Origin of the sequence: Nocardioides asiaticus (genome assembly GCF_040049175.1) — a bacterium.
GTDB classification, from domain to species: Bacteria; Actinomycetota; Actinomycetes; order Propionibacteriales; family Nocardioidaceae; genus Nocardioides; species Nocardioides cheoyonin.
Map to the genome: position 1 here is coordinate 173,179 of NZ_JBDZDM010000005.1, position 24,316 is coordinate 197,494.

The 24,316-nt window shown below is 72.2% G+C and carries 27 protein-coding genes; 19 read left to right on the plus strand and 8 right to left on the minus strand.

Annotated elements, in window-relative coordinates:
* The first annotated feature begins 3 nt into the window (after nt 1–3).
* From serS to ABLE53_RS18405, 5 genes are read left to right on the plus strand one after another with little or no spacing between them, the layout of a single operon-like run.
* Nucleotides 4–1,278: a serine--tRNA ligase gene (serS, locus tag ABLE53_RS18385; RefSeq protein ID WP_348860570.1), complete on the plus strand. Its 1,275-nt coding sequence runs from the start codon at nt 4–6 to the stop codon at nt 1,276–1,278.
* Nucleotides 1,275–2,135 (plus strand): HAD family hydrolase, encoded by an 861-nt coding sequence (locus ABLE53_RS18390; RefSeq protein WP_348860571.1) that lies wholly within the window; start codon nt 1,275–1,277, stop codon nt 2,133–2,135. The genes serS and ABLE53_RS18390 overlap by 4 nt, the downstream gene beginning before the upstream one ends.
* The gene (locus tag ABLE53_RS18395) at nt 2,132–2,647 is read left to right on the plus strand and encodes a GNAT family N-acetyltransferase (RefSeq protein ID WP_348860573.1); all 516 of its coding nucleotides are present in this window, start codon (nt 2,132–2,134) and stop codon (nt 2,645–2,647) included. The genes ABLE53_RS18390 and ABLE53_RS18395 overlap by 4 nt, the downstream gene beginning before the upstream one ends.
* Nucleotides 2,648–2,690: 43 nt before the next feature.
* The gene (locus ABLE53_RS18400) at nt 2,691–3,512 is read left to right on the plus strand and encodes an HAD family hydrolase (RefSeq protein ID WP_348860574.1); all 822 of its coding nucleotides are present in this window, start codon (nt 2,691–2,693) and stop codon (nt 3,510–3,512) included.
* 17 nt (nt 3,513–3,529) lie between these two features.
* The gene (locus ABLE53_RS18405; protein WP_348860576.1) at nt 3,530–4,123 is read left to right on the plus strand and encodes a hypothetical protein; all 594 of its coding nucleotides are present in this window, start codon (nt 3,530–3,532) and stop codon (nt 4,121–4,123) included.
* A gap of 116 nt (nt 4,124–4,239) precedes the next feature.
* Here ABLE53_RS18405 and ABLE53_RS18410 read toward each other — a convergent pair whose 3' ends face one another.
* The 3 genes from ABLE53_RS18410 to ABLE53_RS18420 are packed head-to-tail and all read right to left on the minus strand — an operon-like array spanning nt 4,240 to nt 7,505.
* Nucleotides 4,240–4,815 (minus strand): cyclodeaminase/cyclohydrolase family protein, encoded by a 576-nt coding sequence (locus tag ABLE53_RS18410; RefSeq protein ID WP_348860577.1) that lies wholly within the window; start codon nt 4,813–4,815, stop codon nt 4,240–4,242.
* Nucleotides 4,812–6,575: a formate--tetrahydrofolate ligase gene (locus tag ABLE53_RS18415; protein WP_425474893.1), complete on the minus strand. Its 1,764-nt coding sequence runs from the start codon at nt 6,573–6,575 to the stop codon at nt 4,812–4,814. The genes ABLE53_RS18410 and ABLE53_RS18415 overlap by 4 nt, the downstream gene beginning before the upstream one ends.
* 24 nt (nt 6,576–6,599) lie before the next feature.
* Nucleotides 6,600–7,505: a sterol desaturase family protein gene (locus ABLE53_RS18420; protein ID WP_348860581.1), complete on the minus strand. Its 906-nt coding sequence runs from the start codon at nt 7,503–7,505 to the stop codon at nt 6,600–6,602.
* Nucleotides 7,506–7,579: 74 nt separating this feature from the next.
* On the opposite strand from ABLE53_RS18420, the gene ABLE53_RS18425 reads away from it, so the two are divergent.
* The 3 genes from ABLE53_RS18425 to ABLE53_RS18435 are packed head-to-tail and all read left to right on the plus strand — an operon-like array spanning nt 7,580 to nt 10,761.
* Nucleotides 7,580–8,224, plus strand: coding sequence for a TetR/AcrR family transcriptional regulator (locus ABLE53_RS18425; protein ID WP_348860583.1), 645 nt, complete (start codon nt 7,580–7,582; stop codon nt 8,222–8,224).
* On the plus strand, nt 8,221–9,507 hold the full coding sequence (locus ABLE53_RS18430; protein ID WP_348860584.1) for an alpha-hydroxy-acid oxidizing protein: 1,287 nt from the start codon (nt 8,221–8,223) through the stop codon (nt 9,505–9,507). The genes ABLE53_RS18425 and ABLE53_RS18430 overlap by 4 nt, the downstream gene beginning before the upstream one ends.
* 36 nt (nt 9,508–9,543) lie before the next feature.
* On the plus strand, nt 9,544–10,761 hold the full coding sequence (locus ABLE53_RS18435) for a YibE/F family protein (RefSeq protein ID WP_348860586.1): 1,218 nt from the start codon (nt 9,544–9,546) through the stop codon (nt 10,759–10,761).
* A gap of 15 nt (nt 10,762–10,776) precedes the next feature.
* On the opposite strand, the gene ABLE53_RS18440 is transcribed toward ABLE53_RS18435, so the two are convergent.
* Nucleotides 10,777–12,192, minus strand: a complete 1,416-nt coding sequence (locus ABLE53_RS18440; protein WP_348860588.1) for a DHA2 family efflux MFS transporter permease subunit — start codon at nt 12,190–12,192, stop codon at nt 10,777–10,779.
* Between the two features lie 74 nt (nt 12,193–12,266).
* Between ABLE53_RS18440 and ABLE53_RS18445 the strand changes: the two genes are divergently transcribed.
* The 6 genes from ABLE53_RS18445 (at nt 12,267) to ABLE53_RS18470 (ending at nt 18,681) form a co-directional block, all read left to right on the plus strand.
* A complete protein-coding gene (locus ABLE53_RS18445) occupies nt 12,267–12,839 on the plus strand; it encodes a TetR/AcrR family transcriptional regulator (protein WP_348860590.1) in 573 nt (190 codons plus the stop codon).
* A gap of 107 nt (nt 12,840–12,946) precedes the next feature.
* Nucleotides 12,947–13,918, plus strand: coding sequence for an AraC-like ligand-binding domain-containing protein (locus ABLE53_RS18450; RefSeq protein ID WP_348860591.1), 972 nt, complete (start codon nt 12,947–12,949; stop codon nt 13,916–13,918).
* Between the two features lie 53 nt (nt 13,919–13,971).
* On the plus strand, nt 13,972–14,892 hold the full coding sequence (locus ABLE53_RS18455) for a carbohydrate kinase family protein (protein ID WP_348860592.1): 921 nt from the start codon (nt 13,972–13,974) through the stop codon (nt 14,890–14,892).
* The gene (locus tag ABLE53_RS18460; protein WP_348860593.1) at nt 14,889–15,818 is read left to right on the plus strand and encodes a pseudouridine-5'-phosphate glycosidase; all 930 of its coding nucleotides are present in this window, start codon (nt 14,889–14,891) and stop codon (nt 15,816–15,818) included. The genes ABLE53_RS18455 and ABLE53_RS18460 overlap by 4 nt, the downstream gene beginning before the upstream one ends.
* 31 nt (nt 15,819–15,849) lie before the next feature.
* Nucleotides 15,850–17,208, plus strand: coding sequence for a purple acid phosphatase family protein (locus tag ABLE53_RS18465; RefSeq protein ID WP_348860595.1), 1,359 nt, complete (start codon nt 15,850–15,852; stop codon nt 17,206–17,208).
* A gap of 126 nt (nt 17,209–17,334) precedes the next feature.
* A complete protein-coding gene (locus ABLE53_RS18470) occupies nt 17,335–18,681 on the plus strand; it encodes an HNH endonuclease signature motif containing protein (protein ID WP_348860597.1) in 1,347 nt (448 codons plus the stop codon).
* Between the two features lie 35 nt (nt 18,682–18,716).
* On the opposite strand, the gene ABLE53_RS18475 is transcribed toward ABLE53_RS18470, so the two are convergent.
* The 3 genes from ABLE53_RS18475 to ABLE53_RS18485 form a co-directional block, all read right to left on the minus strand.
* On the minus strand, nt 18,717–19,448 hold the full coding sequence (locus ABLE53_RS18475; RefSeq protein WP_348860598.1) for a class I SAM-dependent DNA methyltransferase: 732 nt from the start codon (nt 19,446–19,448) through the stop codon (nt 18,717–18,719).
* Entirely contained in the window at nt 19,448–19,723 is a 276-nt protein-coding gene (locus ABLE53_RS18480) for a hypothetical protein (protein WP_348860599.1), read from the minus strand. The genes ABLE53_RS18475 and ABLE53_RS18480 overlap by 1 nt, the downstream gene beginning before the upstream one ends.
* 65 nt (nt 19,724–19,788) lie before the next feature.
* Complete coding sequence (locus tag ABLE53_RS18485) at nt 19,789–20,790, minus strand: LLM class F420-dependent oxidoreductase (protein ID WP_348860600.1); 1,002 nt, start codon at nt 20,788–20,790, stop codon at nt 19,789–19,791.
* Nucleotides 20,791–20,832: 42 nt separating this feature from the next.
* Between ABLE53_RS18485 and ABLE53_RS18490 the strand changes: the two genes are divergently transcribed.
* Nucleotides 20,833–21,330, plus strand: coding sequence for a mycothiol transferase (locus ABLE53_RS18490; RefSeq protein ID WP_348860601.1), 498 nt, complete (start codon nt 20,833–20,835; stop codon nt 21,328–21,330).
* 6 nt (nt 21,331–21,336) lie between these two features.
* Here ABLE53_RS18490 and ABLE53_RS18495 read toward each other — a convergent pair whose 3' ends face one another.
* Nucleotides 21,337–22,638 carry an MFS transporter gene (locus ABLE53_RS18495; RefSeq protein WP_348860602.1) on the minus strand — a complete coding sequence of 434 codons (1,302 nt, stop codon included), beginning with the start codon at nt 22,636–22,638 and terminating at the stop codon, nt 21,337–21,339.
* A 120-nt stretch (nt 22,639–22,758) separates the two neighbouring features.
* On the opposite strand from ABLE53_RS18495, the gene ABLE53_RS18500 reads away from it, so the two are divergent.
* The 4 genes from ABLE53_RS18500 to ABLE53_RS18515 are packed head-to-tail and all read left to right on the plus strand — an operon-like array spanning nt 22,759 to nt 24,316.
* Nucleotides 22,759–23,157, plus strand: a complete 399-nt coding sequence (locus ABLE53_RS18500) for a YciI family protein (protein WP_348860604.1) — start codon at nt 22,759–22,761, stop codon at nt 23,155–23,157.
* The gene (locus ABLE53_RS18505; RefSeq protein ID WP_348860605.1) at nt 23,154–23,543 is read left to right on the plus strand and encodes a YciI family protein; all 390 of its coding nucleotides are present in this window, start codon (nt 23,154–23,156) and stop codon (nt 23,541–23,543) included. Before ABLE53_RS18500 ends, ABLE53_RS18505 begins: the two co-directional genes overlap by 4 nt.
* Nucleotides 23,540–23,917 (plus strand): YciI family protein, encoded by a 378-nt coding sequence (locus ABLE53_RS18510; RefSeq protein ID WP_348860607.1) that lies wholly within the window; start codon nt 23,540–23,542, stop codon nt 23,915–23,917. The genes ABLE53_RS18505 and ABLE53_RS18510 overlap by 4 nt, the downstream gene beginning before the upstream one ends.
* 12 nt (nt 23,918–23,929) lie before the next feature.
* The gene (locus ABLE53_RS18515) at nt 23,930–24,316 is read left to right on the plus strand and encodes a YciI family protein (RefSeq protein WP_348860608.1); all 387 of its coding nucleotides are present in this window, start codon (nt 23,930–23,932) and stop codon (nt 24,314–24,316) included.

The window sequence follows — 24,316 nt, forward strand, 5'->3', positions numbered from 1 at the left end:
GTCATGATCGACCCGCGCATTCTCCGAGATGACCCCGATCGCGTCCGTGCCTCGCAGGCCAAGCGCGGTCTCTCCGGGGAGGCGGTCGACCGCGCGCTGTCCGCCGACGAGGCCCGGCGCAGCGCCATCGCGACCTACGAGCAGAAGCGCTCCGAGCAGAAGCAGCTGGGCAAGCAGGTCGCACAGGCGAAGGGCGACGAGAAGGCGGCCCTCCTCGACCGGACCAAGGCGCTCGCCGTGGAGGTGAAAGGGCTCGAGGCGGCCCAGGACGCCGCCGAGGCCGAGTGGACCGCCGCGCTCAAGGGGATCCCCAACGTCACCGCCGAGGAGACGCCGCCCGGCGGCGAGGACGACTTCGTCGTGCTTGAGACCGTCCGCGAGCCCCGCGACTTCGCGGCCGAGGGGTTCGAGCCGCGCGACCACATCGAACTCGGCCGGATCCTCGGCGCCATCGACCTCGACCGCGGCGCGAAGGTGTCGGGCGCGCGGTTCTACTTCCTCACCGGGGTCGGTGCCGAGCTGGAGCTCGCGCTGGTCAACCTCGCGATGGAGCAGGCCCGCGAGGTGGGCTTCACCCAGGTGATCGCGCCGTCGCTGGTCCGCCCGCAGGCGATGGACGGCACCGGCTTCCTCGACCAGGCGGCCGACGACGTCTACCGCATCGAGGGCGAGGAGCTCTACCTCGTCGGCACCAGCGAGGTGCCCATGGCGGCCTACCACTCCGACGAGATCCTCGACGCCGACACCCTGCCGCGCCGCTACGCCGCGTTCAGCCCGTGCTTCCGCAAGGAGGCCGGCTCCCACGGCAAGGACACCCGCGGGATCATCCGGGTGCACTGGTTCGACAAGGTGGAGATGTTCGTCTACACCACCGTCGAGGAGTCCTACGCCGAGCACCAGCGGCTGCTGTCGTGGGAGAAGCTCTTCCTCGACAAGCTCGAGCTCGCCTACCGCGTGATCGACGTCGCCGCCGGCGACCTCGGCCCGAGCGCGATCCGGAAGTTCGACTGCGAGGCGTGGATCCCGACCCAGGGCAAGTACCGCGAGCTGACCTCCGCCTCCAACTGCACCGACTTCCAGACCCGCCGGCTCGACATCCGCGGCCGCTTCCCCGAGGGGACCCGGCAGATCGCGACGCTCAACGGCACCCTCTGCGCGATGACCCGGACGATCGTGGCGATCCTCGAGACCCACCAGCAGGCCGACGGGTCGGTGCGGGTGCCGGTGGCGTTGCAGAAGTTCCTCGGCCGCGAGGTGCTGGAGCCGGTCGCGAAGTGACTGACAGCTGGCGGCCCCGGCTCGTCGCGCTCGACATCGACGGGACGCTGCTCAGGTGGGTGGAGGGCTCCGGGACCACCTACGAGGAGGTCGCGCCCGAGGTGCGTGCCGCCGTACGCCGCGCGTACGACGCCGGCGCCCACGTCGTGCTCGCGTCCGGCCGCTCCCCCCACGGCATGACCCGGGTCGCCGACATGCTCGGCATCCCTGACGACGGCGACGAGCGGTTGTGGATCGTGGCGTCCAACGGCGCGGTGATCCTGCGCTACCCGCCGGTCGACGTCGTCCACGAGGAGACCTTCGACGCGCGGCCGGCGGTCGAGCGGATCCTCGAGCGCAGGCCGACAGTGCTGGTGGCGGTGGAGGAGCGCGGCATCGGCTACCGCATCAACGACCACTTCCCGCCGGGGGAGCTGTCCGGCGACATGGTCGTCACGCCGATCGAGGAGCTGGTCTCCCAGCCGGTCTCGCGTGTGATCATCCGTGACCCGGAGGCGACGGTCGACGAGTTCGTCGAGCTCGGCCGCTCGCTCGGCCTCCACGGCATCTCGTACGTCGTCGGCTGGACCGCCTGGCTCGACCTGACTCCCGTCGGGGTGTCGAAGGCGTCCGGCCTCGCCTACGTGTGCGACCAGCTCGACCTCGAGCCGGGCGACGTCCTCGCGGTCGGCGACGGCCGCAACGACATCGAGATGCTGGAGTGGGCCGGCCGCGGCGTGGCGATGGGCCAGGCCGTCCCCGAGGTGGCCGACGTCGCCGACCACGTCACCGGGTCGGTGGACGACAACGGCGTCGCCGACGAGCTCACGCTGTGGTTCCCCGCCGGGGTGGCGAGCGCCGCCGGGGGCGAGGCGTGACCCTGCCCGCGGTCGTGACGACCGCCCGGCTCCGCCTGCCGCTGTGGACCCGCGACGACGTGGACGCGATGCGCAGCGGGCAGCGGCTGCGCGGCTGGCATCCCGACTTCCCGCGGCGCGACGACCTCGACGCCGCCACCCTCTGGTCCGAGGGCGACCCGTGGAGCTCGCGCTCGATCGTCCGAGGCGTGACCACCCTGGGGTCGATCGGCTTCTTCGGCCCGCCGGAGCCGGCCGCCGACGGTGTGCCCGAGACCGAGGTCGGCTACGGCCTGGTCGAGGAGGCGCGTGGCTGGGGCTTCGCCACCGAGGCCCTGCGCGCGCTGCTCGAGCTGACCGACCTCGAGGGAGTGCGGGTCCGCGCCTCGGTCGAGCCCGACAACAAGGCCAGTGTCCGGGTGCTCGCGAAGTGCGGCTTCACCGAGCTGCGTGGGTCCAACGAGGACGGCCACCTCGTGATGGCCCGGCCGCTGCCCGGCGCTGCGCGGTCCCGCTCCGCGGCGGGGCAGTGAGGTCGCGGCAGTGAGGGGTGCGGTGAGAGGGACAATGGGCCCCGTGAGCGTGCCGACGAAGCCACCCGCGCGCCCCGGCCTGCCCCGGCTGGTGGCGACGGACCTCGACGGCACGCTGGTCCGTCTCGACGGCTCGGTGTCCGACTACACCCGCTCCGTCCTGCGCCGGCTCGACGACCTCGGCGTCCCCGTCATCTTCGTCACCGGGCGGCCGCTGCGGTGGACCGAGGTGGTCTTCGAGCACGTCGGCAGCCTCGGCCTCGCGATCGTGTCCAACGGCGCGCTGGTCTGGGACGTCGCCGAGGCCGTGCCGCGGCTGGAGCGCACGATCGCGACCGACCTCGCGCTCGAGGTCTGCGAGCGGATCCGCTCGGCCGTCCCCGGCTCGGCCTTCGCCGTCGAGACGATCGGCGGCTTCGCGATGGAGCCGGCCTACGTCAGGCACTTCAGCGATGGGGAGGCGCGGCGGGCGCCGGTGGAGGAGCTGGTCGAGGAGCCGCTGCTCAAGCTGCTCGCCCGCCACGAGGAGCTGCCCGCGGAGGAGTACTGGGCGCGGGCGGAGGAGGCCGTCGAGGACCTGGTCACCATCACCTGGTCCTCGACCTCGGCGCTGCTCGAGATCAGCGCGCCCGGCGTCACGAAGGCGTCGACCCTCGAGCTGGTCTGCGGCGAGCTGGGCGTCGACGCCGACGACGTGATCGCCTTCGGCGACATGCCCAACGACCTGCCGATGCTGACCTGGGCCGGGACGTCGTACGCCATGGCCGACGCCCACCCCAGCGTCGTGAGCTGCGCCGCCCACGTCGCACCGAGCCACGAGGACGACGGGGTGGCGCGGGTGCTGGCTGGAGTGTTCGACCTGTGACTGGTTCGATGGGCGCCATGCGTCGCCCGCTCCCCGCTGCCCTGTCGGCCGCCCTGGTGGCCGGTGTCGCGGCCGTCCTCGTCGCACTCTCCGGCCTCGTCGCCGGCACCCCGTCGTACGCCGCGACCTCCTGCCCGGCCTTCTCCGAGGCGAGCGCGAAGAAGGCCGACGCGGTCTTCGACGGCCGGGTGTCCGGACCCGCGAGGACCACGAAGGGCTCGCAGGCGGTCACCTACCCGGTGACGGTCCAGAACTCCTACCAGGGCACGGCGTCGGGCTCGCTGCAGGTCCACATCAACGGCGGGCCGTGCCAGCCGAAGCGGCTGGTGCAGGACGAGGACTACGTCTTCCTCGTCTCCCACAGCACCTCCGGGTGGGTCGCCGCCGGCGCGACCCGGTCGGTGATGCCCTACACCGAGCAGCTCAACCAGCGCCTGCACGCCCTCTTCGACGAGGCCGAGCCGCCGCAGCCGACCGGCGTCACCTTCGGCGCCCCGCTCACCGGCCCGCCCAGCTCGCTCGCGCGGGTGGCCGCCCCCGGTGTCGCGATGTTCATCGTCGGCCTGCTCGGCTACCTCGTCGTACGCCGGCTGGGCCGACGCGCCACCTGACGGGCGTGCATGTTCATCAAGGTATGCAGGCCGTCGGTCACTCCCCGCGCGGAGTTCCGCCAGGGGAGCGCGAGCTCGGCTGCATACCTTGACGAACAGCCGCCCGGCCCGCGCGCCTACGGCGCCGGCAGGGCCGCGAGCGCCGACTCGGCGGTGCTCACCGCGGCACGCGCACGGTCGGGCGTGAGCGGCCCGAGCTCACCGTACCTCGCGTTGATCACGACGAGGCCGGCAGCGGACCGGGCGGCGGCGACGGCGAGGTGGGCGGCGGTGGCGGCGTCGCCGAGCAGCGCGTCCTTGCCGCGCTCGGCGATGTCGGCGGCGAGCCGGGCGACCTCGGCGGCGCTCTCCGCGATCTCGAGGGGTACGCAGGACGCCTCCTCGAGGGCGGTCGTGATCTGCTCCCAGCGCCCCGGCGAGCCCTCCGGAAGCCGGTAGGCCCCGAGCACGCGGGTGTAGGCAGCTGCGTCCTCGACCGCCAGCTCGAGGGCACGGCCGCGGATCGCGTCGACGCGCTCGGCGATCTCCGGCGCGCCGTCGGCGTCACGGGCGATCCGGGCGGCCATCGCGACCAGCGCGGCGGCCAGCGCCGTCGTCGTCGCCGCGGCACCGCCGCCACCCGGTGTCGGTGTCGGCGCGGCCACGGCGTCCAGCCACGCCGCGAGGGTCAGCTCGTCCGGCCGGCCACTCACGAGAGGCCGACGATCTCGCCGTCGGCGTCCAGGTCGATCCGGGTCGCCGCCGGCTGGGTGCCGAGCCCCGGCATCGTCCGGATCTCGCCGCAGATCGGGTAGACGAACCCCGCGCCGACGGAGGCCCGCACCTCGCGCACGGGGAGCGTCCAGCCGGTCGGGGCGCCCTTGAGCGACGGGTCCGACGAGATCGACAGGTGCGTCTTGGCGATGCAGACCGGCAGCGTCCCGAAGCCGGCCCGCTCGTAGGTGTCGAGCTGGCGGGTCGCGGTGGCGGAGTACTCGACCCCGGCGGCGCCGTACACCTTCGTCGCGACCGTCTCGATCTTCTCCCGCAGGCTCGCCTCGTCGGCGTAGAGCATCCGGAAGTCGCTCGGCTCGGCGGCCGCCTCGGCGACGGCCTCGGCCAGCTCGGCGGCGCCGCGGCCGCCGTCGGCGAAGTGGGTGCACACGGCGACCCGCGCGCCGAGCTCCTCGGCGACCTCGCGGATCGCCGCGTGCTCGCTCGGGTGATCGGTCGGGAAGGCGTTGATCGCCACCACCGGGGTGACCCCGTGGAGCTTGACGTTCTCGAGCTGCTTGCGGAGGTTGGCCGCGCCGACCGAGACGTCGTCGGGGTTCTCCTCGAGCAGCTCGGGCGGCAGCGGCCTGCCGGCGACGACCTTGTACTTCCCCGAGTGGGCCTTCAGCGCGCGCACGGTGGCGACCACGACGGCGGCGTCCGGCCGCAGCCCCGACGTACGGCACTTGAGGTTGAAGAACCGCTCGGCCCCCATGTCGGCCCCGAAGCCGGCCTCGGTGACGAGGTAGTCGCCGGACCGGATGCCGATGAGATCGGCGACGACCGAGGAGTTCCCGGTCGCGATGTTGCCGAACGGGCCCGTGTGGACGAGGACCGGGGTGTTCTCCAGGGTCTGCAGGAGGTTGGGCTTGATCGCCTCGCGCAGCATCACCGCCATCGAGCCCGCCGCCCCGAGCTGCTCGGCGGTGACCGGCTCCCCCTCGCGGGTGTAGGCGACGACGATGCGTCCCAGCCGGGCCCGCAGGTCCTCCAGCGAGCGGGCGAGCCCGAGCGTGGCCATCACCTCCGAGGCGGCGGTGATGTCGAACCCGCTCTGGCGGGGTACGCCGTCGGCGCGGGCGCCGAGCCCGATCACGATGTTGCGCAGCGCGCGGTCGTTGACGTCGAGGACCCGCCGCCAGGTGATGTCGTGGGGCTCGATGCCGAGCTCGTTGCCCTGGTAGAGGTGGTTGTCCAGCATCGCGGCGAGCAGGTTGTGGGCGGCCGTCACCGCGTGCACGTCGCCGGTGAGATGGAGGTTGAGCACCTCCATCGGCACGACCTGGCTGTAGCCGCCGCCCGCGGCACCGCCCTTGATCCCGAACGTCGGTCCCATCGACGGCTGACGGATCGCCACCGTCGCCCGCTTGCCGATGTGCTTGAAGCCCTGGCCGAGCCCGACCGTCGTCGTGGTCTTGCCCTCGCCCAGCGGCGTCGGGGTGATCGCGGTGACGACGACGTACTTCGCCGGCGGCGCCTCCGCGAGCTCCTCGATCGCCGACAGCCTGATCTTCATGACCGTCTCGCCGTACGGCTCCAGCAGTCTGCTGCTGATGCCCATGTCGTCGGCGATGCCCTCGATCGGCTTGAGCGATGCCTGGTGGGCGATCTCCAGGTCGGTGGGGAACGTCGTTGTTGCCACGCCTGCCTCCTCGGCTCCCGGGTGTCGGGATCTTCTCGATGCTGAGCAGACTTCCATCCTCGCGTCACCATCGCTCCCGCTTCACGGAAGACCGGTGGACAACGGCGACGCCGGCTCACGGGTGCCATGCGGGACGTCGTGGCCCGGGGTCCAGCCCGGCGGGCGGAAGAGGTAGCCCAGTCGGTCCCGCCATCTCGAGGCGGTGCGTACGTCGTGCCACAGCGCGGCGTAGTCGCCGTACTGGAGCTTGACGAGGTTGTAGGTGTCCACCGGGTGGGTGAGGCCGTAGCGGGGCCGGAAGACCTCCCGCTGGAAGGTGCCGAAGAGCCGGTCCCAGACGATGAGGATGCCGGCGTAGTTCTTGTCGAGGTAGAGCTCGTCGGAGCCGTGGTGGACGCGGTGGTGGCTGGGCGTGTTGAAGACCAGCTCGATCGGCCGGGGGAGCCGGTCGATCGTCTCGGTGTGCACGAAGAACTGGTAGATCAGGTTGATCGAGAAGGCGAGGTAGATGCCCACCGGCGAGACCCCGAGGAAGGGCAGCGGCAGGAAGAAGAAGAACTCGAACCACGGGTTCCACTTCTGCCGCAGGGCGGTCGCGAAGTTCATGTACTCAGAGCTGTGATGGGCCTGATGGGCCGCCCAGCCGACCCGGGCGCGATGGACGAAGCGGTGGGACCAGTAGTAGGCGAGGTCGACCATCAGCACCATGAGCAGCAGTCCCCACCAGGTCATCGGGACGTGCCAGGCCGCGACGTAGACGTAGATCCCGATGTAGGCGAGGAACATCAGCACCTTGAGGACCGTGGTGGAGACCAGCGAGCCGAGGCCCATCAGGATCGAGGTGCGGGCGTCCTTGGCGAGGTAGCCCATCAGGTTGTCGTCGTGGTCGAGCCACTTCAGCGCCGCCAGCTCGACGGCGATCGACAGGAAGAAGAACGGGATCGCGTAGGTGATCGGGTTCTTCAGCGGGTCGAGCATCTCGTGCATGACTGGATCCCTCCGGCAATATGACCTTTGGGTAAGTTACCTCAGGGTCAGATCACATCGCTAGACTCCCGAGCATGCCACGGGCGACGAGCGGGATGCGAGCGAATGCCGGGACCAAAGGGGTCCCCCGAGCCGACCGCGAGGGCCAGATCGTCCGGGCGGCCTGCGAGGTCTTCGGCACCGAGGGCTTCGCCGGTACGTCGGTCGCCGCGGTCGCCGCCCGGGCGGGCATCTCGAAGCCGCTGGTCTACCAGTACTTCGGCTCCAAGGAGGGGCTCTTCTCCGCCTGTCTCCACCACGGCGGCGCGATCCTCGCCGAGGAGATGGAGCGGATCGCCTCCGGCGACACGGTCGGGCTCGAGCGCGGGCTGCTGACCCTCAACGGGATCTTCCGGATCCTCGAGCCGCAGCCGTGGCTGTGGCGGCTCTTCTTCGACCCGAGCGCGCCGCGCGAGGGCGAGATCGCCGCCGCGATCAAGGAGCACACCGAGCGCATCACCACCCTCGCCGTCGAGGGCGTCGGCGAGCTGCTGCGGCTGCAGGGCGACGACGATCCGCTCGACATCGACGCGATGACGAGGGTCTGGATGAGCATCTTCGACGCGCTGGTCACCTGGTGGCTCGACCACCCCGACGAGTCGCCGGCGGCGATGACCGAGCGCTGCCTGCGGCTCTTCACCGCCGTGCTGTCCGCCGACGTACCGGTGCTCCAGCCGTGACCGCGGTCCCGAGCCCGCCGCCCAGCCCCGGCCGGACGATCCAGTCGGCGCTCTACCGCGCCGGCCTCTTCGGCCGCCGGCCGGTGGTGCCCACCGACCCGGCCGCGCTCGCCGAGGCGGCCCGGCGCCGGATGACCAAGCAGGCCTGGGCGTACGTCGCCGGCGGGGCCGGCCAGCAGCGCACCGTCGCCGCCAACACCGCGGCGTTCGCGCGCTATCCGCTGGTGCCGCGGATGCTGGTCGACGTCGAGCGGCGCGACCTGTCGGTCGAGCTGCTCGGCCGGCGGCTGCCGACGCCGCTCCTGCTCGCGCCGATCGGGGTGCTGGAGATGGCCCATCGCGAGGCGGAGTACGCCGTCGCCAGGGCCGCCCGGGCGACCGGCACGCCGATGGTGATCTCCACCCAGGGCTCGATCCCGATGGAGGAGACCGCTCGGACACTGGGGGACACCCCGCGGCTGTACCAGCTCTACTGGAGCCGCGACGACGACGTCGTACGCTCCTTCGTCGCCCGTGCCGAGAAGCTCGGCGCCGACGCCATCGTGGTCACTCTCGACACCCATCTGCTCGGCTGGCGCACCGCCGACCTCGACCTCGGCTACCTGCCGTTCGCACGGGCGGAGGGGATCGCGCAGTACACCTCCGACGCCGCCTTCCGCGCGCTCGCCGAGTCCCGCCCGCAGGGCGCGACGCCGAGCCCGGGACCCCGCGAGCTGCCGCACGCGCTGAGCGCGCTGGTCTCGATGGCGCGCCACTACCCGGGCCGGCTGCGCGACAACCTCCGGTCGCCGCACCCGCGGGCCGCGGTGGAGACCTTCCTCGACGTCTTCTCCCGCTCGGACCTCACCTGGGCCGACCTCGCCCGCCTGCGCGAGATGACGACCCTGCCGCTCGTCCTCAAGGGCATCCAGGACCCGGGTGACGCGACCCTCGCGCTCGACCACGGCGCCGACGGGATCGTGGTCTCCAACCACGGCGGCCGCCAGGTCGACGGCGCGGTCGCCTCGCTCGACGCCCTGCCCGGCGTCGTCGCCGCGGTCGGCGGTCGCGTGCCGGTGCTCTTCGACTCCGGGATCCGCAGCGGCGCCGACGTCGTCAAGGCGCTCGCGCTCGGCGCCGACGCGGTGCTGCTCGGCCGGCCCTACGTCTACGGCCTCGCCCTCGCCGGCGCGGCCGGGGTGCAGGCGGTGATCGAGTACGCCGTCGCGGAGCTCGACCTCACCCTGGGGCTGCTCGGGGTGCCCGCCGTACGCGACCTGAGCAGCGCGGTCCTGCAGAGCTGAGCGACCTCTCAGGTCGTCTCGGCAGAATGCGGCGCCATGGCGGGCTACCAGGGACGGCGACGGGCCGACCGCAGCGTCGGGCACGGTCACTCTCACGGTCACTCGCACGGGCCGGCGCCGGACCTGCCGATCAACCGCGGCACCCGGGCGACCGTCGTCGCCCTGCTCGTGGTGCTCGGCCTCGCCGTCGTCGGCGGGCTCGTCGCGCTGTGGCCCGACCACGACCGGGTCGAGCGGCTCGCCCACAGCCTCGAGTTCGCCGCGCCCGGGACGACCTTCCCGCACGCCACCGTCGTCCGCGTCGGAGACTGCCCGAGCGACCCCATCAGCACCTGTCCGCTGGTCGTGAAGGTCGACGACGGGCCCCGCGTCACCGTCCAGGTCTCGCAGGCGGACGCGGCGTCCGGGCTGGGCTCGGGCGACCGCGTCCAGCTCCAGCACCGGGCGGGTGCGAGCGGGTCGGCGGCGTACTCCTACTTCCGTACCGACCGCGGCACCGCCCTCTGGCTCCTCGTCGGGCTCTTCGTGCTCGTGGTCGTCGCCGTCGCCCGGCTCCGCGGCCTCCTGGCCCTGGTCGGGCTCGGGGTCGGGATGGTGGTGATCCTCGGCTGGATGCTGCCCGGGCTGCTGAGCGGCCACCCGCCGCTGCTCGTGGCGCTGGTGGGCTCGGCGGCGATCCTGTACGTCGTCCTCTATCTCGCGCACGGCGTCTCACTGCGTACGTCGGCCGCCCTGCTCGGCACGGTCGGCGGACTCGCCGTCACCGCGCTGCTCGGCCTCGCCTCGGTCGGGACCGCCCACCTGTCGGGCGTCGCCGACGAGGGCGGCACCATGCTCTCCTCGGTCACCGGCCGGATCGACTTCCAGGGACTGATGACCTGCACGATCGTGATCGCCGGCCTCGGCGTCCTCAACGACGTCACGATCACCCAGGCCAGCGCCGTGTGGGAGCTGCGGGCCGCGAGCCCGACCGCGAGCCGCGCCCGGCTGTGGGCGAGCGCGATGCGGATCGGCCGCGACCACATCGCCTCGACGATCTACACCATCGTCTTCGCGTACGCCGGCACCGCGCTGACCACGCTGCTCGTCGTCGAGCTCTACGACCGGCCGCTGCTCGACCTCCTCGGGACCGAGCAGATCGCCGAGGAGGTCGTCAGGTCGCTGGTGAGCGGGATCGGCCTCGTCCTGGCGGTCCCGCTCACCACCGCCGTCGCGGCCCTCACGGTGCCGGGACCGTCGCACGACGTCGCCTGAGTCACCGTCGCGCGGTCACCGTCGCGCGCGGCCGGGCGCGAACAGTGCGGCGACGACGGCGACCGCCACTGCTCCCGCGCCGGTCAGCAGCGCGGGACCGATCGCGCCGTCGTACCCCGTCGGGCTGATCTGCCCGCCCGCCGCCTCGAAGACGGCCATGAGCAGCGCGACGCCCAGGGCGGTGCCGAACTCCCGCAGCGTCGAGTTGGCCGAGCTCGCGGTCGCGAAGTCGCCCTCCGGCAGCCCCTGCAGCACCGCGGTCGAGCTCGGCGCGAACGTCAGGCCCATCCCGACGCCGGCGAGGAGCAGCGCCGGGACGAAGTGGGAGTACGCCGCAGCCGCCTCGGTCAGGTAGGCGAACCACACCAGCGACGCGGTCTGCAGGACCAGCCCGAGCAGCAGCGGCCGGCGTACACCGACGCGACCGGCCACGACGCCCGCGATCGGCGCGACGACCATCGGCGCAGCGGTCCACGGCAGCGTCCGCAGTCCGGCGCCGAGGGGGCTGTAGCCCTGGACGACCTGGAGGTACTGCGACATCAGGAACACCGTCCCGAACATGCCGATCGTGAACATCAGGCTCACGACGTTCGCGACGGTGAAGCCGCGCGAGCGGAAGAGCCGGAGCGGGAGCACCGCGTCACTGCGGCGCCGCGCGTGGACGACGTACGCCGGCAGCAGCACCGCCGCGGCGACCAGCGGCCCGACCACGCCGGCCGAGGTCCAGCCGTCGTCGTTGCCGTGCACGATGCCCCAGACACCGAGGAAGACGGCGCCGCCGAGCAGCAGCGTGCCGAGCGGGTCGAGCCGCTGCCACGCGCCCCGCGACTCGCGCACGGCGATCAGCAGCAGCGGGACGGCCACGACGGCGACCGGCACGTTGAGCCAGAAGATCGCCTCCCAGCTCACGCCGTCGACGACCGCGCCGCCGATCACCGGCCCGAGCGCGACGCCGAGGCCGGAGACGCCGCCCCAGATCCCGATCGCCGCGGGCCGCATCCGCTCCGGGACGGACGCGGCGAGCAGGGTGAGCGAGAGCGGCATGATCGCCGCGGCGCCGAGCCCCTGGACGGCGCGGGCGGTGATGAGTGCCCCCGCCGTGGTGCTCAGCGCGGACGCGATCGACGCGCCGGTGAAGACGAGGACGCCGGCCAGCATCACCCGGCGCCGGCCGAGCCGGTCGCCGAGCGTCGCCGCCGGGAGCATGAAGGTCGCGAACGCGAGCGTGTAGGCGTTCACGAACCACGACAGCTGGCCGACGCTCGCGTGCAGGTCGGCGCGGATGACGGGCAGCGCGGTCGTCATGACGAGGTTGTCGAGCGTGGCCATGAACATCGGCAGGGACGCCGCGACCAGTGCGAGCCAGACCGGCACGCGGCGCGCCCGCGGTGCGGCGGCGCGCGCCTCGGGCTGGGTGAGGGTGGCGGACATGGTGACTCCTTGGAAGGCATTGAATGATTACTACCTTGGAACGAAGGTAGTAATCGACTGATAACATGTCAACCATGAGCTCCCGGATGACCGCCCAGGACCGTCGCGACGCCGTGCTCGATGCGGCGACGAAGGCCTTCGCCAGCGGGGGGTACGCCGGCACCAGCACCGACGCCGTCGCCCGCGCCGCCGGGGTCAGCCAGCCCTACGTCGTCCGCATCTTCGGCACCAAGCTCGACCTCTTCCTCGAGGTGCTCTCCCGCGCCTGCGACCGGGTCAAGGAGACCTTCGAGAGGACCCTCGACGACGGGCCGTTCGACCCGACCAGCGAGGCCGACCGCGAACGGCTCGGCCTCGCCTACACCGAGCTCATGCACGACGGCGACCTGCTCCGCGTGATGATGCACGGCTTCACCATGGGGGGCGCCGTCCCCGAGATCGGCGCGCTGGCGCGCGAGCGGTTCGGCGGCATCTTCGCCGCCCTGCGGCGGACGGGCTGGGCCGACGACGAGATCCGGGACTTCATCGCCCAGGGCATGCTGCTGACGGTGCTGATGTCGATGGGCGCGCTCGACGCCGACAAACAGACCGTCGACGTCCTCGGCGACGGCCTCGCCGCGCTCGTGCGGAGCTGCATCGAGGGCTGAAGGGCCGGCCGCACCGCGGAATCCGGTGGTATCACAGCCGCGGACCGAGGATCCTCGTCTCACGTGTGCCTCCGCGCCGACGACGGCGCGGGCTCGGGGGAGTGATGATGATCCAGACGGTGTACGACAGCGCGAGCCTGCCGGCCGACGAGCGGGTGCCGCGGTTCGACGAGCTGCAGGCCACGTGCACGCATCCGATGCGGGCGACGAGTCCGTGCGCGGACCGGTTCCATGCGCGGGCGCGGGCGCTCGACCTCGCCGCGGTCAACGTGGTGGAGCTGAGCGTGGGGCCGTCCGACATCCGGCGTACGCCGCGCCAGATCCGGGCCCACGACCCCAGGCTCTGCGCGGTCGTCTTCCCCGTCGCTGGACGGCTCGAGCTGAGCCACGGCGGGCGCGAGACGGCGCTCGAGGCGGGTGACCTCGCGATCTACGACAGCTCGCACCCGTTCCAGCTCCGGACCCCGAGTACGGCGCGGCTCGTGCGGGCGCATCTGCCGGTGTCGCTCCTGCCGCTGCCGCGACATCGGCTCGAGCGGCTGCTCGGCGTACGCCTCTCCGCGCGAGATGGGCTCGGCGGGCTGCTGACGCACTCGCTGACCAGGTTCGTGGCCGACGCCGCGGAGTACCGCCCGGCCGACGCGGTTCGGCTCGGCTCCGTCGTCACCGACCTGCTGGCGGCGCTGGTCAACCACGAGCTCGAGGACGATCCGGCCGAGCTGCCCGACGACTCCCGGCAGCGCACGCTGCGGGCGGCCGTCGACGCTTTCATCGAGCGGAACCTCGGCGACCCCGACCTCACGCCGGCCTCGGTCGCCGCGGCGCACCACATCTCGGTGAGCTACCTGCATCGGCTCTTCCGCGGGGAGGACGAGACCGTCGCCGCGTCGATCCGGAGGCGACGCCTCGAGCGGGCGCGGCGCGACCTCGCCGACCCGGCGCTGGCGCCCGTCCCGGTCCACCGGATCGCCACCCGGTGGGGCTTCGCCGACCACGCCACCTTCACCCGCGCGTTCCGGTCGGCGTACGACGTCGCCCCGAAGGACTACCGCGCCGGCGCCATCCTCCTCAGCGCGTGAGGTGACGAGGCCGTCCGGATCCTGGTCTGCCGGGCGGACGATAGCCTGGACCGGTGAGCGAGGTTGTCGTCATCGGGGGCGCCAACATGGACCTCCACGCCCGCTCCGACGCCCCTGTCGTCCTCGGCTCGAGCAACCCCGGCCGCGGGACCCTCTCGCCCGGTGGGGTGGCCCGCAACATCGCGGAGAGCCTCGCCCGGCTCGGGACGACGGCCGCCCTCGTCGCGGTGGTCGGCGACGATCCGGTCGGCGACGACGTCCTGGCCGCGACCGCGGACGCCGGCGTCGACCTCTCCCACGTACGCCGCCGGCACGTCCGCACCGGCACCTACAACGCGATCCTCGACAACACCGGCGAGCTGGTCGTCGCCGTCGCCGACATGGCGGCGACCGAGCAGCTCTCGCCGCTGGCGGTCGAGGCCGCACGCGACGTGATCGGCTCCGCGAAGATGCTCGTTGTCGACGGCAACGTCCCGCCCGGGTCGGCGGCCCGCGCCCTCGAGATCGCGTACGCCGCCGGCGTACCCGTGCTGCTCGAGCCGGTCAGCGTCCCGAAGGCCACCGGCCTGCGCGACCGGCTCGATGCCGACCACCCGGTCTTCGCGGTGACGCCCAACCTGGGCGAGCTCGGCGCCCTCACCGGGCTGTCGACGGACGGCGACGACGAGGTGGCGGAGGCCGCCGCGCAGCTCCACGAGCGCGGCGCCGAGCTGGTCTGGGTGCGCCGCGGCCGTGACGGCTCCTGGCTCAGCGGGCCGGACGGACAGACCCGGATCCCCGCCGTACCCGTCGACGTCGTCAGCGTCACCGGCGCCGGCGACGCGATGGTCGCCGGCTTCTGCCATGCTCTGCTCGACGGCGCCGGTGCTGCGGAGGCGGCTCGTTTCGGCGCCGCCGCCGCGGCCGTCACCTGCGCGAGCGAGCGGACCGTGCGCCCCGACCTGACCGACGAGCTCGTCCGGAGCCTGCTGTGAACGCACCCCACCCCCTCCTGACGCTGACCGACGAGGTCGCCGACGCGCTCGCCGCGGACCGCCCGGTCGTCGCGCTCGAGTCGACGATCATCAGCCACGGGATGCCCTACCCGCAGAACGTCGCCATGGCGACGGAGGTCGAGCAGATCGTGCGCGACGGCGGCGCGGTGCCGGCCACGATCGCCGTCCTCGACGGCGTTCCCCGGATCGGCCTCGGCAAGGACGACCTCGAGCTGCTCGCCTCCCACGGTGACGTGATGAAGGTCAGCGTCCGGGACCTGCCGTACGCCGTCGCACGCCGCCTCCACGGCGCCACGACCGTCGCGGCCACGATGCGGCTCGCGGCGATGGCCGGGATCCGGGTCTTCGTGACCGGCGGCCTCGGCGGCGTCCACCGCGGAGCCGAGCTCAGCTTCGACGTCTCCGCCGACCTGACCGAGCTGTCGCGTACGCCGGTCGCCGTCGTCAGCGCCGGCGTGAAGTCGATCCTCGACATCGGGCTGACCCTCGAGACGCTGGAGACGTACGGCGTGCCGGTACTGGTCAACGGGGCTGACGAGTTCCCCTCGTTCTACTCGCGCTCCTCCGGCCACGCGGCGCCGATGCGGGTCGACGGGGCTGCGGAGATCGCGGACGTCATGCGCGCCACCTGGGACCTCGACCTCTCCACCGGCCTGGTCGTCGCGAACCCGATCCCCGCCGACGACGAGATCCCGGCCGACCGGATCGGCGGGATCATCGAGCAGGCCCTCGCCGACGCCGACGCGCGGGGGATCAGGGGCAAGGACACCACGCCGTACCTCCTCGCCCGGATCGTCGAGATCACCGGCGGCGACAGCCTGGTCGCCAACATCGCGCTCGTGCGCCACAACGCGCGGCTCGCCGCGGCCGTCGCCTCCGCCTACTGTTCACCCGGCGTTCCGTAACCACCGCTCGGCCACTCCCGTTGCAGGGGTCATGACCGAGACGACCCGCCGTACGCTGCTGAAGACCGGGCTGGCCGGCGGGGCCGGCGCGCTCGCGGGCCCGGTGCTGTGGACGCAGCCGGGCTGGTCGGCGGTCGCGCCGTCCGGCATCCACCTGTCCTACGGGCTCACCCCGCGCTCGGCCATGAACGTCTCGTGGTCGACGCCGCGCTCCGTCCGCAAGCCGGTCCTCGACCTCGGGACGACGACCCGCTACGGCCGCACCGTCGGCGCCGACAGCGTCTCCTCGCTCGGCGTCGACACGGTCTACCACCACGTGGGGCTGCACGACCTGAGGCCCGGTACGACGTACCACTACCGGCTCCGGCACGCCGGCGGCACGGTCCGCGCCGGGACCTTCCGGACCCCGCCGAGGGGGCAGCGGGCGTTCCGCTTCGCCGCGTTCGGCGACATGGGCGTCAACACGGCGGCGGCCAAGCACGTCGCGCTGCTGAACCGGCAGAAGCCGGCGTTCGCGTTCGTCGTCGGCGACCTGTGCTACGCCGACTCCGGCGGGATGGGCACCAGCTCCCGCAGTCAGCAGGACTTCGGGGTCTGGGACACCTGGCTCCGGCAGATCCAGCCGAGCGCCCGGGCGATCCCGTGGATGACCACCGTCGGCAACCACGAGATGGAGAACGGCAACGGGGAGCTGGGGTACGCCGGCTACTTCGCCCGCTTCCGCAACCCGCGCAACGGCGTGAAGGGCGGCCGGGCGACGTACTCCTTCGTCCATGGCAACGTCGCCTTCGTCGCGCTCGACGGCAACGACGCGACCTACGAGTACACCCGCAACAACGGCTACCTCGGCAGCGCCCTCGACCACTGGCTCGACTCCCGGCTCCGGTACCTCCGCGGGCGCGACGACGTCGACTTCATCGTCGTCGGCTTCCATCAGTGCGCCTACTGCACCAACATGGCGCACGCGTCCGACGGTGGCGTCCGCGACCGCTGGGAGGCGATCTTCGACAAGCACCAGGTCGACCTGGTCGTCAACGGCCACAACCACTGCTACGAGCGCACGCACCTGATGCGCGACGGGTCGCCGGTCCAGGAGGCGCCCAAGGGCGGCACGGTCACCACCAACAAGGGGACCGTCTACGTCACCGCCGGCGGCGCGGGCGCCTCGGCGTACCCCGAGGTCGGCCTGCCGACGTCGTACGTCACGGTCAGGGGCGGCCTCAAGGTCCCCGAGATCACCACGTGGAACGCCGTCGCCTCCGCCGAGCACTCCATCGCCTTCCTCGACGTCACTCCACCGAACAAGTGGGGCACGGCCACGATGAAGCTCCGCACCCTCTCCACCTCCGGTGCGGTCCTCGACACGCTCACCATGCGGCGCACCTCCTAGCTCTTGGGCGTCGCCTCCCTGGCCTCTGGCCCGGGTCCTGCGACATGACATATGAAGTCTCGATCGCCCTTGGGGATATTTCGCTCACCTGTTCTAATATGGGCGATCGCGAGGTAGAATCGTGTTATGGCGAACCTTCCCGGCACCCACCACGACCCGGCCGACCCCGCCGCGGTCCTGGCCGCGGTCGCCGGGTCACGGGCTGAGGAGAACCGCGCCGCCGCCGAGACGCTCGCCCTGGTCGCCGACTACGCGGCGATGCACGCCCTCGACGCGACCGACGCCGACTCGGCGAGGCAGCCGGCGGTCGAGAAGACCGGGTCGGACCTGGCCGGCGACCGCGGGCTGCCGCTGGCCGGCGAGGGCGCGCCGCTGGTCAGCGAGTTCGCGGTCGTCGAGCTCGGCCCCGTCCTCGGCGTCTCGGCGATGAGCGCCCGCAAGCTGGTCGGCGACGTCCTCGAGCTCCGCCACCGCCTCCCGGCCACCTGGGCGCGGGTGCTCGACTACACGCTCCCGGCCTGGAAGGCCCGGCGGATCGCCGAGCACACCAAACACCTCACCGCCCAGGCCGCCGCCTGGGTCGATGCCCAGGTGGCCCCGACCGCCGAACGCTGGTCCTGGGCCGGGCTCGGCCGGCTCGCCGAGGAGGCGATGGCCGCCTTCGACCCCGAGACCGCCGCCCTCGAGGCCGAGGAGAAGACCAGCGAGCACCACGCCACCATCGAGACACGTCCCGTGGCCGGTGAGACCGGGATCGGTGGTCACGCGCTGCTGGAGGCCACGCTCGACCTGGCCGACGCCGCCGACCTGGAGTCCGCGGTCGCAGCGATCGCCAACGGGCTGCTCACCGACCCCGACCATCCCGAATGGGCCACCTGGGCCCTGGACCGACGGCGCGCCAAGGCACTGGGGATCCTGGCCCGGCACTACACCGGCGGCCAGGCGGGCGGGACCGCGAAGGTCCTGCACCTGTACTGCCACCTCGACAAGGGTGCCCTGGCCGGCACCGGCCTGGTCCGGGTCGACAACTTCTCCGCCGTGGTCCCGATCGAGCGCATCCACGAGTGGGCCACCACCCCCGGCACCGTGATCAAGCCGGTCCAGGTCATCGACCTCAACGCGGTGATCGACCGTGAGGGCTACACGCCCAGTCAGGCGCAGCACGTCCAGGCCGCCCTGATCTGCGAGACCTGCGCCTTCCCGCACTGCCACCGACCCGCGTGGCACACCGACACCGACCACATCGACCCCTACCGGGCCGACCAGACCGGCAGCAGGACCGAGAGCCGCAACCTCGCCAAGCTCTGCCGCCTGCACCACCGTGCGAAGACCCACGACGGCTGGACCTACCGACAACTCAGCCCCGGTGTGTTCCTCTGGACCAGCCCCCACGGCTTCCAATACCTCCGACACCAAGGCGGCGGCACCACCGAGCTCCACCCGGGCGAGTCACCACCCGCCGCCACCGGCTGAGAGATCTGCCCGACCTCGGCAACCGGAGCGACCAGTCACCCTGCTCCGCAGCGGGTGATGAAGACGAACTCCTTGCCGGGACGGTCGGGCGCATCACGCACGTCCGCGACCTCGAAGCCGTGGCGCTCGAGGTCGCGAACGATCTCGTCGCGCTCGCGGAACCTCAGCGTCGATGACGAGTGCAGGACCTCGTTGCCGAGGATGGTCGCCGACTCGAAGGTCACCAAGGGCAGTGCGACCTCGGTGACCTTCCTGGACACGGTCGCGACGGTGCCGTCGGGTAGCGGCACGGCGGTCGGCTCGAGATCCCAGCCTTCCCAGGCGCGAGCCTCCGGGCGCCTGGTCTCGAAGACGAACCAACCTCCCGGGCGCAGGATCCCCCGCACGGCGGCGAGCGTGAGGTGCCAGTCGTCGTCCGAGACGAAGACCTGGGCGACGTTGCCGGTCATGACGACCAGCTCGGCCGTGAGGGGCAGACCGTCGAGGGCCGTCGCGTCGCCGGCCACCCAGGTGACGAGCCCCGCATGCGGCTTCCCGCGCGCCACGTCCAACGACGCCGCTGCCGGGTCCACGCCGATCACCTCCAGACCCAGCGCCGCCAGCCGTACGGCGAGGGAGCCGGTGCCGCAGCCGAGGTCGACCACGACCTTCGCGTCGATCTCACGTGCGATCGCGACGTAGGCGTCGAGGTCGGAGCGGTCGTCGTCGAAGACGTCGTACAGCGCTGCCTGCCGGGGATCGGCGAAGGCGGCGTCGGGCTCGCGCATCAGCGGGCGGCCCTCGTGGGGGCGAGTGCCAGCTCGAGGTGGGCGAGGTCGGTGTCGGCCATCGGCCTCACGACCCCAGCGTCGCCGCGATCGCGTCGGCGACGGCCGCCATGCCCGCGGAGTTGGGGTGGTAGAGCATGCGCGGGCAGCCCGTCGAGCTGAGGGACGAGCCGCAGCAGCGGCCGGGTGAGCCGGCGGGGTCGCTGCGGCCGGTCGACGACGGGCGGGATGCCCGGCCCTGCGGCGAAGGAGCTCCCGAGCGCGACCAGCCTCATGCGACGTTCCTACCGTCTCCGCCCACCGGCCGGAAGCCGATTCAGAAGCCGATTCACGCAGGACGTCAGGCCGGCGCGGCGGCGCGCAGCTTCTCGAGCAGCGGACCGGCGGCCTCGTCGAGGAACCGCTGCTGCCCCTCGTCGCCGATCTGGACCAGCGCGATGTCGGTGAAGCCGGCCTCCCAGTACGCCGAGGCCGCCTCGACGATCCGGTCGAGGTCGGGCCCGCACGGGATGCTCGAGGCCACGTCCTCGGGGCGGACGAACTCGGTGGCGCCGGCGAAGCCGGCGGTCGTGGGCAGGTCGGAGTTGACCCGCCACCCGCCGCCGAACCACCTGAACTGCGAGTGGGCCCGCTTGACCGCTGTGTCCTCGTCGGGGTCCCAGCAGATCGGCAGCTGGCCGATCGCCCGCGCACCGTCGACCTCGGTGGGCCCGATCTTCCGCGTGCCCGGGGCGACGTTCCAGGACTCGATCAGGTCCGACCTCGGCTCGGTGGCGATCAGGTCGTCGGCGAGCGGCGCGAGGTCGCCGACGGCACGGTCGCCGGCGACCGCGACGGCGATCCGGACCGGCTCCTCCGGCAGGTCCCAGATCCGCGCCGAGTCGACCGAGAAGTGCTCGCCGCGGAAGGTGACCAGGTCGCCGGCGTACAGCGCTCGGATGAGGTCGATCGCCTCCATCAGCATCTCGTGCCGGGTCTGCAGCGCCGGCCAGCCCCGACCGACGGTGTGCTCGTTGAGGTTCTCCCCGCTGCCGAGGCCGAGGGTGAAGCGGTTGTCGCTGAGCAGCGCGAGCGTCGCCGCCTTCTGCGCGACCACGGCCGGGTGGTAGCGCATCGTCGGACACGTCACGTACGTCATCAGGCCGACCCGCTCGGTCGCGTGGGCGACCGCGCCGAGCATCGACCAGGCGTACGGCGAGTGCCCCTGCTCGGTCAGCCAGGGCGAGTAGTGGTCGCTGGAGACCTCGAAGTCGAAGCCGAGCTGCTCGGCGGCCACCGCGTACGAGACGAGCTCGCGCGGACCGCTCTGCTCCGTCATCAGGGTGTAGCCGAAGTTCGTCATGACGGGGCGGTACCCGTTGGGCGCCGGCGTAACGTCGCAGGTATGACACCAGCAGACCTGCTGAAGGACGCGTTCGGGCGCATCGTGGAAGGGGGTACGGCGGTCGTCGACGGTCTCACCGAGGACCAGCTGACCCACCGCGTCGCCCCCGACGCCAACACCATCGCATGGCTGGTCTGGCACCTCACCCGGGTCCAGGACGACCACGTGGCCGAGGTCGCCGGCACCGAGCAGGTGTGGACCGCGCAGGGCTTCGCCGGCACGTTCGCGCTGCCGTTCTCCGTCCGCGCGACCGGCTACGGCCAGTCCACTGACGAGGTCGGGCAGGTGCGGGCGAGCGCCGAGCAGCTCGCTGCCTATCTCACCGCGACCCACGAGGCCACGGTCGCGTTCCTGGACACAGTGAAGGAGAGCGACCTCGACCGGGTCGTCGACACCCGCTGGGACCCGCCGGTCACCCTCGGCGTACGCCTGGTCAGCGTCGTCAACGACGACACCCAGCACCTCGGCCAGGCGGCGTACGTCCGCGGACTGCTGTAGATCCGGTCAGGCTGGCTCGGTCTCCGGCTGCGCGCGGGCCATCCGGAACCGCAGGAACGACGGCACCAGCAGCCCGCACAGCACCATCCCGACGACCACGAGCGCGCCTCCGCCGGCGGTGGTGGCCGCGGTGCCGAGCATCGCTGCCGCCCCGCCGTGGACCACGTCGGCGATCCTCGGGCCGCCGGCGACGACGACGGTGAAGACGCCCTGCAGCCGGCCGCGGACGTTGTCGTCCGCCGCCGACTGCAGCATCGCGGACCGCATCGAGGCCGACGCCATGTCGCCGGCGCCGGCGACCATCATGCAGACCAGCCCGATCCCCAGCATCAGTCCGCTGGCGTGCCCGGCGAGAGCGACGGTGAGGCCGAAGCCGGTGATGCCGAGGCCCCAGACGACGATGCACCACATCACCGCCATGCCCTGCGCCTCGACCCGCGAGATCCAGCCGCTGAAGACGCCGCCGATCACCGCGCCGGCCGGGATCGCCGCGAAGAGCAGCGCGAAGGCGATGCCGCCGTCCTCCGGACCGTGGAAGCTGACGTGCGCGATCTCGGGGAACAGCGCCCGCGGCATGCCGAAGATCATCGCGATCAGGTCGACCACGAACGACATCAGCAGCACCGGCTGGTAGCGCAGGTAGGCGAAGCCCTCCCAGACCGAGCGGAGCCCGGGCGTGCCGACCTTCGCGCCCTCGACGGGCAACCTCGGCAGCAGCACGACGGCGTACAGCGTGGCGAAGAGCGTGATCGTGTCGATCAGGTAGAGCCACGCGTAGCCGGTGATCGGGATCAGCACGCCCGCGACCAGCGGCCCGGCGATCGCGCCCGCCTGGAAGACCGTCATCGACAGCGAGTTCGCGGCCGGGAGGAGATGGGCGGGCAGCAGCTTGGGGAGCACGGCGGACCGGGTGGGCTGGTTGATCGCGAAGAACGCCTGCTGGACGGCGAAGAGCACGAGCAGCAGCCAGACGTTGGTGGAGCCGAGCGCGGCCTGCAGCCAGAAGAGCGCGCTGGTGCCGATCAGGCCGATCGTGCTGATGCTGAGCAGCAGCCGCCGGTCCACGTGGTCGGCCAGCGCGCCGCCGTACAGCCCGAAGACGATGAGCGGCACCAGTCCGAAGACGCCGGTGAGGCCGACGTACGCCGAGGAGCCGGTGTCGGCGTAGATCTGGGCGGGGACCGCGACGATGGTCAGCTGGGCGCCGATCATCGTGATGATCTGGGCGATCCAGAGCCGACGGAAGTGGGAGTTCTGCAGCGGCCGGGTGTCGGCGACGATGCCGCGCAGTGCGGTGGAGATGCTCACGGGCGAATCACGCCTGACATCCTAAGAAATCTCGGCAAGGCTGTCGTACGGCGGCGTTCCCGTTCGTGGAGCGGGTGAGCGGCAGCCATCCGGGCTGCTCGTGACCAGAGGAGTCAGCCGATGACCGAATACCTGATCGCGTTCAACGACGAGTGGGTGCCCGAGCACACCCTGGACCAGCTGCGCGAGAAGAGCGACCGGGCGCGGGTCGTGATCGAGGAGATGCTCGCCGCCGGCGTGTTCGTCTTCTCCAACGGCGGCATCGACGCGTCGACCGCGGTGTGCAGCGTCGAGGCCGTCGACGGCGAGCCCGTCTTCACCGACGGGCCGTACGCCGAGACCAAGGAGCACCTCGGCGGACTGTGCGTCGTCGACGTGCCCGACGAGGCGGCCGCGCGCTACTGGGCAGGCCGGCTCGCGGTCGCGCTCGACTGGCCGCAGGAGGTGCATCCCTTCCCCGGCCGCTTCGAGATCCCGGAACGGTTCCTGGAGGCAGAGGACGAGGAGGCGGCCCGATGACCGAGTACCTGATCGCCTTCAACGGGGAGTGGGTCCCCGACTACTCCGAGGAGCAGACGCGCGAGATCTCCCGGGCCGTCCGCGCGGTCCGGGACGAGATGCGCGCCGCCGGCGTCTTCGTCTTCCTCGGTGGGCTGGATGAGGAGGCGCCCGTCTTCAGCGTCGACGCCACCAGCGGGACGCCGGTGTTCAGCGATGGCCCGTACGTCGAGACCAAGGAGCACCTCGGCGGCCTCACCATCGTGGACGTCGCCGACGAGGCCGAGGCGCGGACCTGGGCCGCCAAGATCGCGGTCGCGTGCAGCTGGCCGCAGGAGGTCCACCGCTTCCAGACGCCCGGCCGGTCCCAGGAGCCGGCCGCGCAGCCCGAGGAGGCGGCCCGATGACGAACTACCTGATCGGCCTGTACGACAGCCCCGACGGCCTGCCGTTCACCGACGACGAGCTGCCCCAGGTGATCGCCGACGTCGACGCCGTCGTCACCGAGGCGAAGGAGGCCGGCGTCTGGGTCTTCGGCGGCGGCCTGCACGGCCCCGACAGCGCGACGACGGTGACCGTGTCGGCCGACGGCTACGTCGTGAGCGACGGCCCCTACCTCGAGTCCAAGGAGCACCTCGGCGGCTTCAGCATCGTCGACGTCCCCGACCTCGACACCGCCCTGGCGTGGGCCAAGAAGCTGGCCTCGGCCTGCCGCCAGACGCAGGAGGTCCGCCCGTTCATGGAGGACCCGGTCGCGGAGGCGACCGGCGAGAGTGCCTGAGGAGTGAGTGAGATGCCCAAGTACATGATGTCCGTCTACGGGTCGGCCGAGCGCAACGAGTTCGGCGACTATCCCTCGAAGGAGGACATGCTGCAGGCCTTCGCCGACACCGGCGCCTTCAACGAGAGGCTCGAGAGTGAGGGCTACTTCGTCTTCGCCGACGGCCTGGAGCAGGCGACCACGGCGACGGTTGTCGACGGGCAGGGCGGGCAGCCGGTGGTCACCGACGGCCCCTACCTCGAGTCCAAGGAGTACCTCGGCGGCTTCTGGATCATCGAGGCGCCCGATCTTGACACGGCCCTGGCGCTCGCCGCGGAGGGCTCGAAGGCGTGCCGCGGCAAGGTCGAGGTCCGCCCCTTCCAGACCGAGGAGTCGGTCAAGGCCATGCTCGACTCGTGA

What these genes read in the sequence shown, in the direction of transcription:
- serS (WP_348860570.1), top strand. Translation starts at nt 4, where the DNA reads ATGATCGACCCGCGCATTCTCCGAGATGACCCCGATCGCGTCCGTGCC.
- ABLE53_RS18405 (WP_348860576.1), top strand. Translation starts at nt 3,530, where the DNA reads ATGCGTCGCCCGCTCCCCGCTGCCCTGTCGGCCGCCCTGGTGGCCGGT.
- ABLE53_RS18415 (WP_425474893.1), bottom strand. Translation starts at nt 6,575, where the DNA reads ATGGAAGTCTGCTCAGCATCGAGAAGATCCCGACACCCGGGAGCCGAG.
- ABLE53_RS18420 (WP_348860581.1), bottom strand. Translation starts at nt 7,505, where the DNA reads ATGCACGAGATGCTCGACCCGCTGAAGAACCCGATCACCTACGCGATC.
- ABLE53_RS18425 (WP_348860583.1), top strand. Translation starts at nt 7,580, where the DNA reads ATGCCACGGGCGACGAGCGGGATGCGAGCGAATGCCGGGACCAAAGGG.
- ABLE53_RS18435 (WP_348860586.1), top strand. Translation starts at nt 9,544, where the DNA reads ATGGCGGGCTACCAGGGACGGCGACGGGCCGACCGCAGCGTCGGGCAC.
- ABLE53_RS18440 (WP_348860588.1), bottom strand. Translation starts at nt 12,192, where the DNA reads ATGTCCGCCACCCTCACCCAGCCCGAGGCGCGCGCCGCCGCACCGCGG.
- ABLE53_RS18445 (WP_348860590.1), top strand. Translation starts at nt 12,267, where the DNA reads ATGAGCTCCCGGATGACCGCCCAGGACCGTCGCGACGCCGTGCTCGAT.
- ABLE53_RS18450 (WP_348860591.1), top strand. Translation starts at nt 12,947, where the DNA reads ATGATCCAGACGGTGTACGACAGCGCGAGCCTGCCGGCCGACGAGCGG.
- ABLE53_RS18465 (WP_348860595.1), top strand. Translation starts at nt 15,850, where the DNA reads ATGACCGAGACGACCCGCCGTACGCTGCTGAAGACCGGGCTGGCCGGC.
- ABLE53_RS18470 (WP_348860597.1), top strand. Translation starts at nt 17,335, where the DNA reads ATGGCGAACCTTCCCGGCACCCACCACGACCCGGCCGACCCCGCCGCG.
- ABLE53_RS18475 (WP_348860598.1), bottom strand. Translation starts at nt 19,448, where the DNA reads ATGCGCGAGCCCGACGCCGCCTTCGCCGATCCCCGGCAGGCAGCGCTG.
- ABLE53_RS18480 (WP_348860599.1), bottom strand. Translation starts at nt 19,723, where the DNA reads ATGAGGCTGGTCGCGCTCGGGAGCTCCTTCGCCGCAGGGCCGGGCATC.
- ABLE53_RS18485 (WP_348860600.1), bottom strand. Translation starts at nt 20,790, where the DNA reads ATGACGAACTTCGGCTACACCCTGATGACGGAGCAGAGCGGTCCGCGC.
- ABLE53_RS18490 (WP_348860601.1), top strand. Translation starts at nt 20,833, where the DNA reads ATGACACCAGCAGACCTGCTGAAGGACGCGTTCGGGCGCATCGTGGAA.
- ABLE53_RS18500 (WP_348860604.1), top strand. Translation starts at nt 22,759, where the DNA reads ATGACCGAATACCTGATCGCGTTCAACGACGAGTGGGTGCCCGAGCAC.
- ABLE53_RS18505 (WP_348860605.1), top strand. Translation starts at nt 23,154, where the DNA reads ATGACCGAGTACCTGATCGCCTTCAACGGGGAGTGGGTCCCCGACTAC.
- ABLE53_RS18510 (WP_348860607.1), top strand. Translation starts at nt 23,540, where the DNA reads ATGACGAACTACCTGATCGGCCTGTACGACAGCCCCGACGGCCTGCCG.
- ABLE53_RS18515 (WP_348860608.1), top strand. Translation starts at nt 23,930, where the DNA reads ATGCCCAAGTACATGATGTCCGTCTACGGGTCGGCCGAGCGCAACGAG.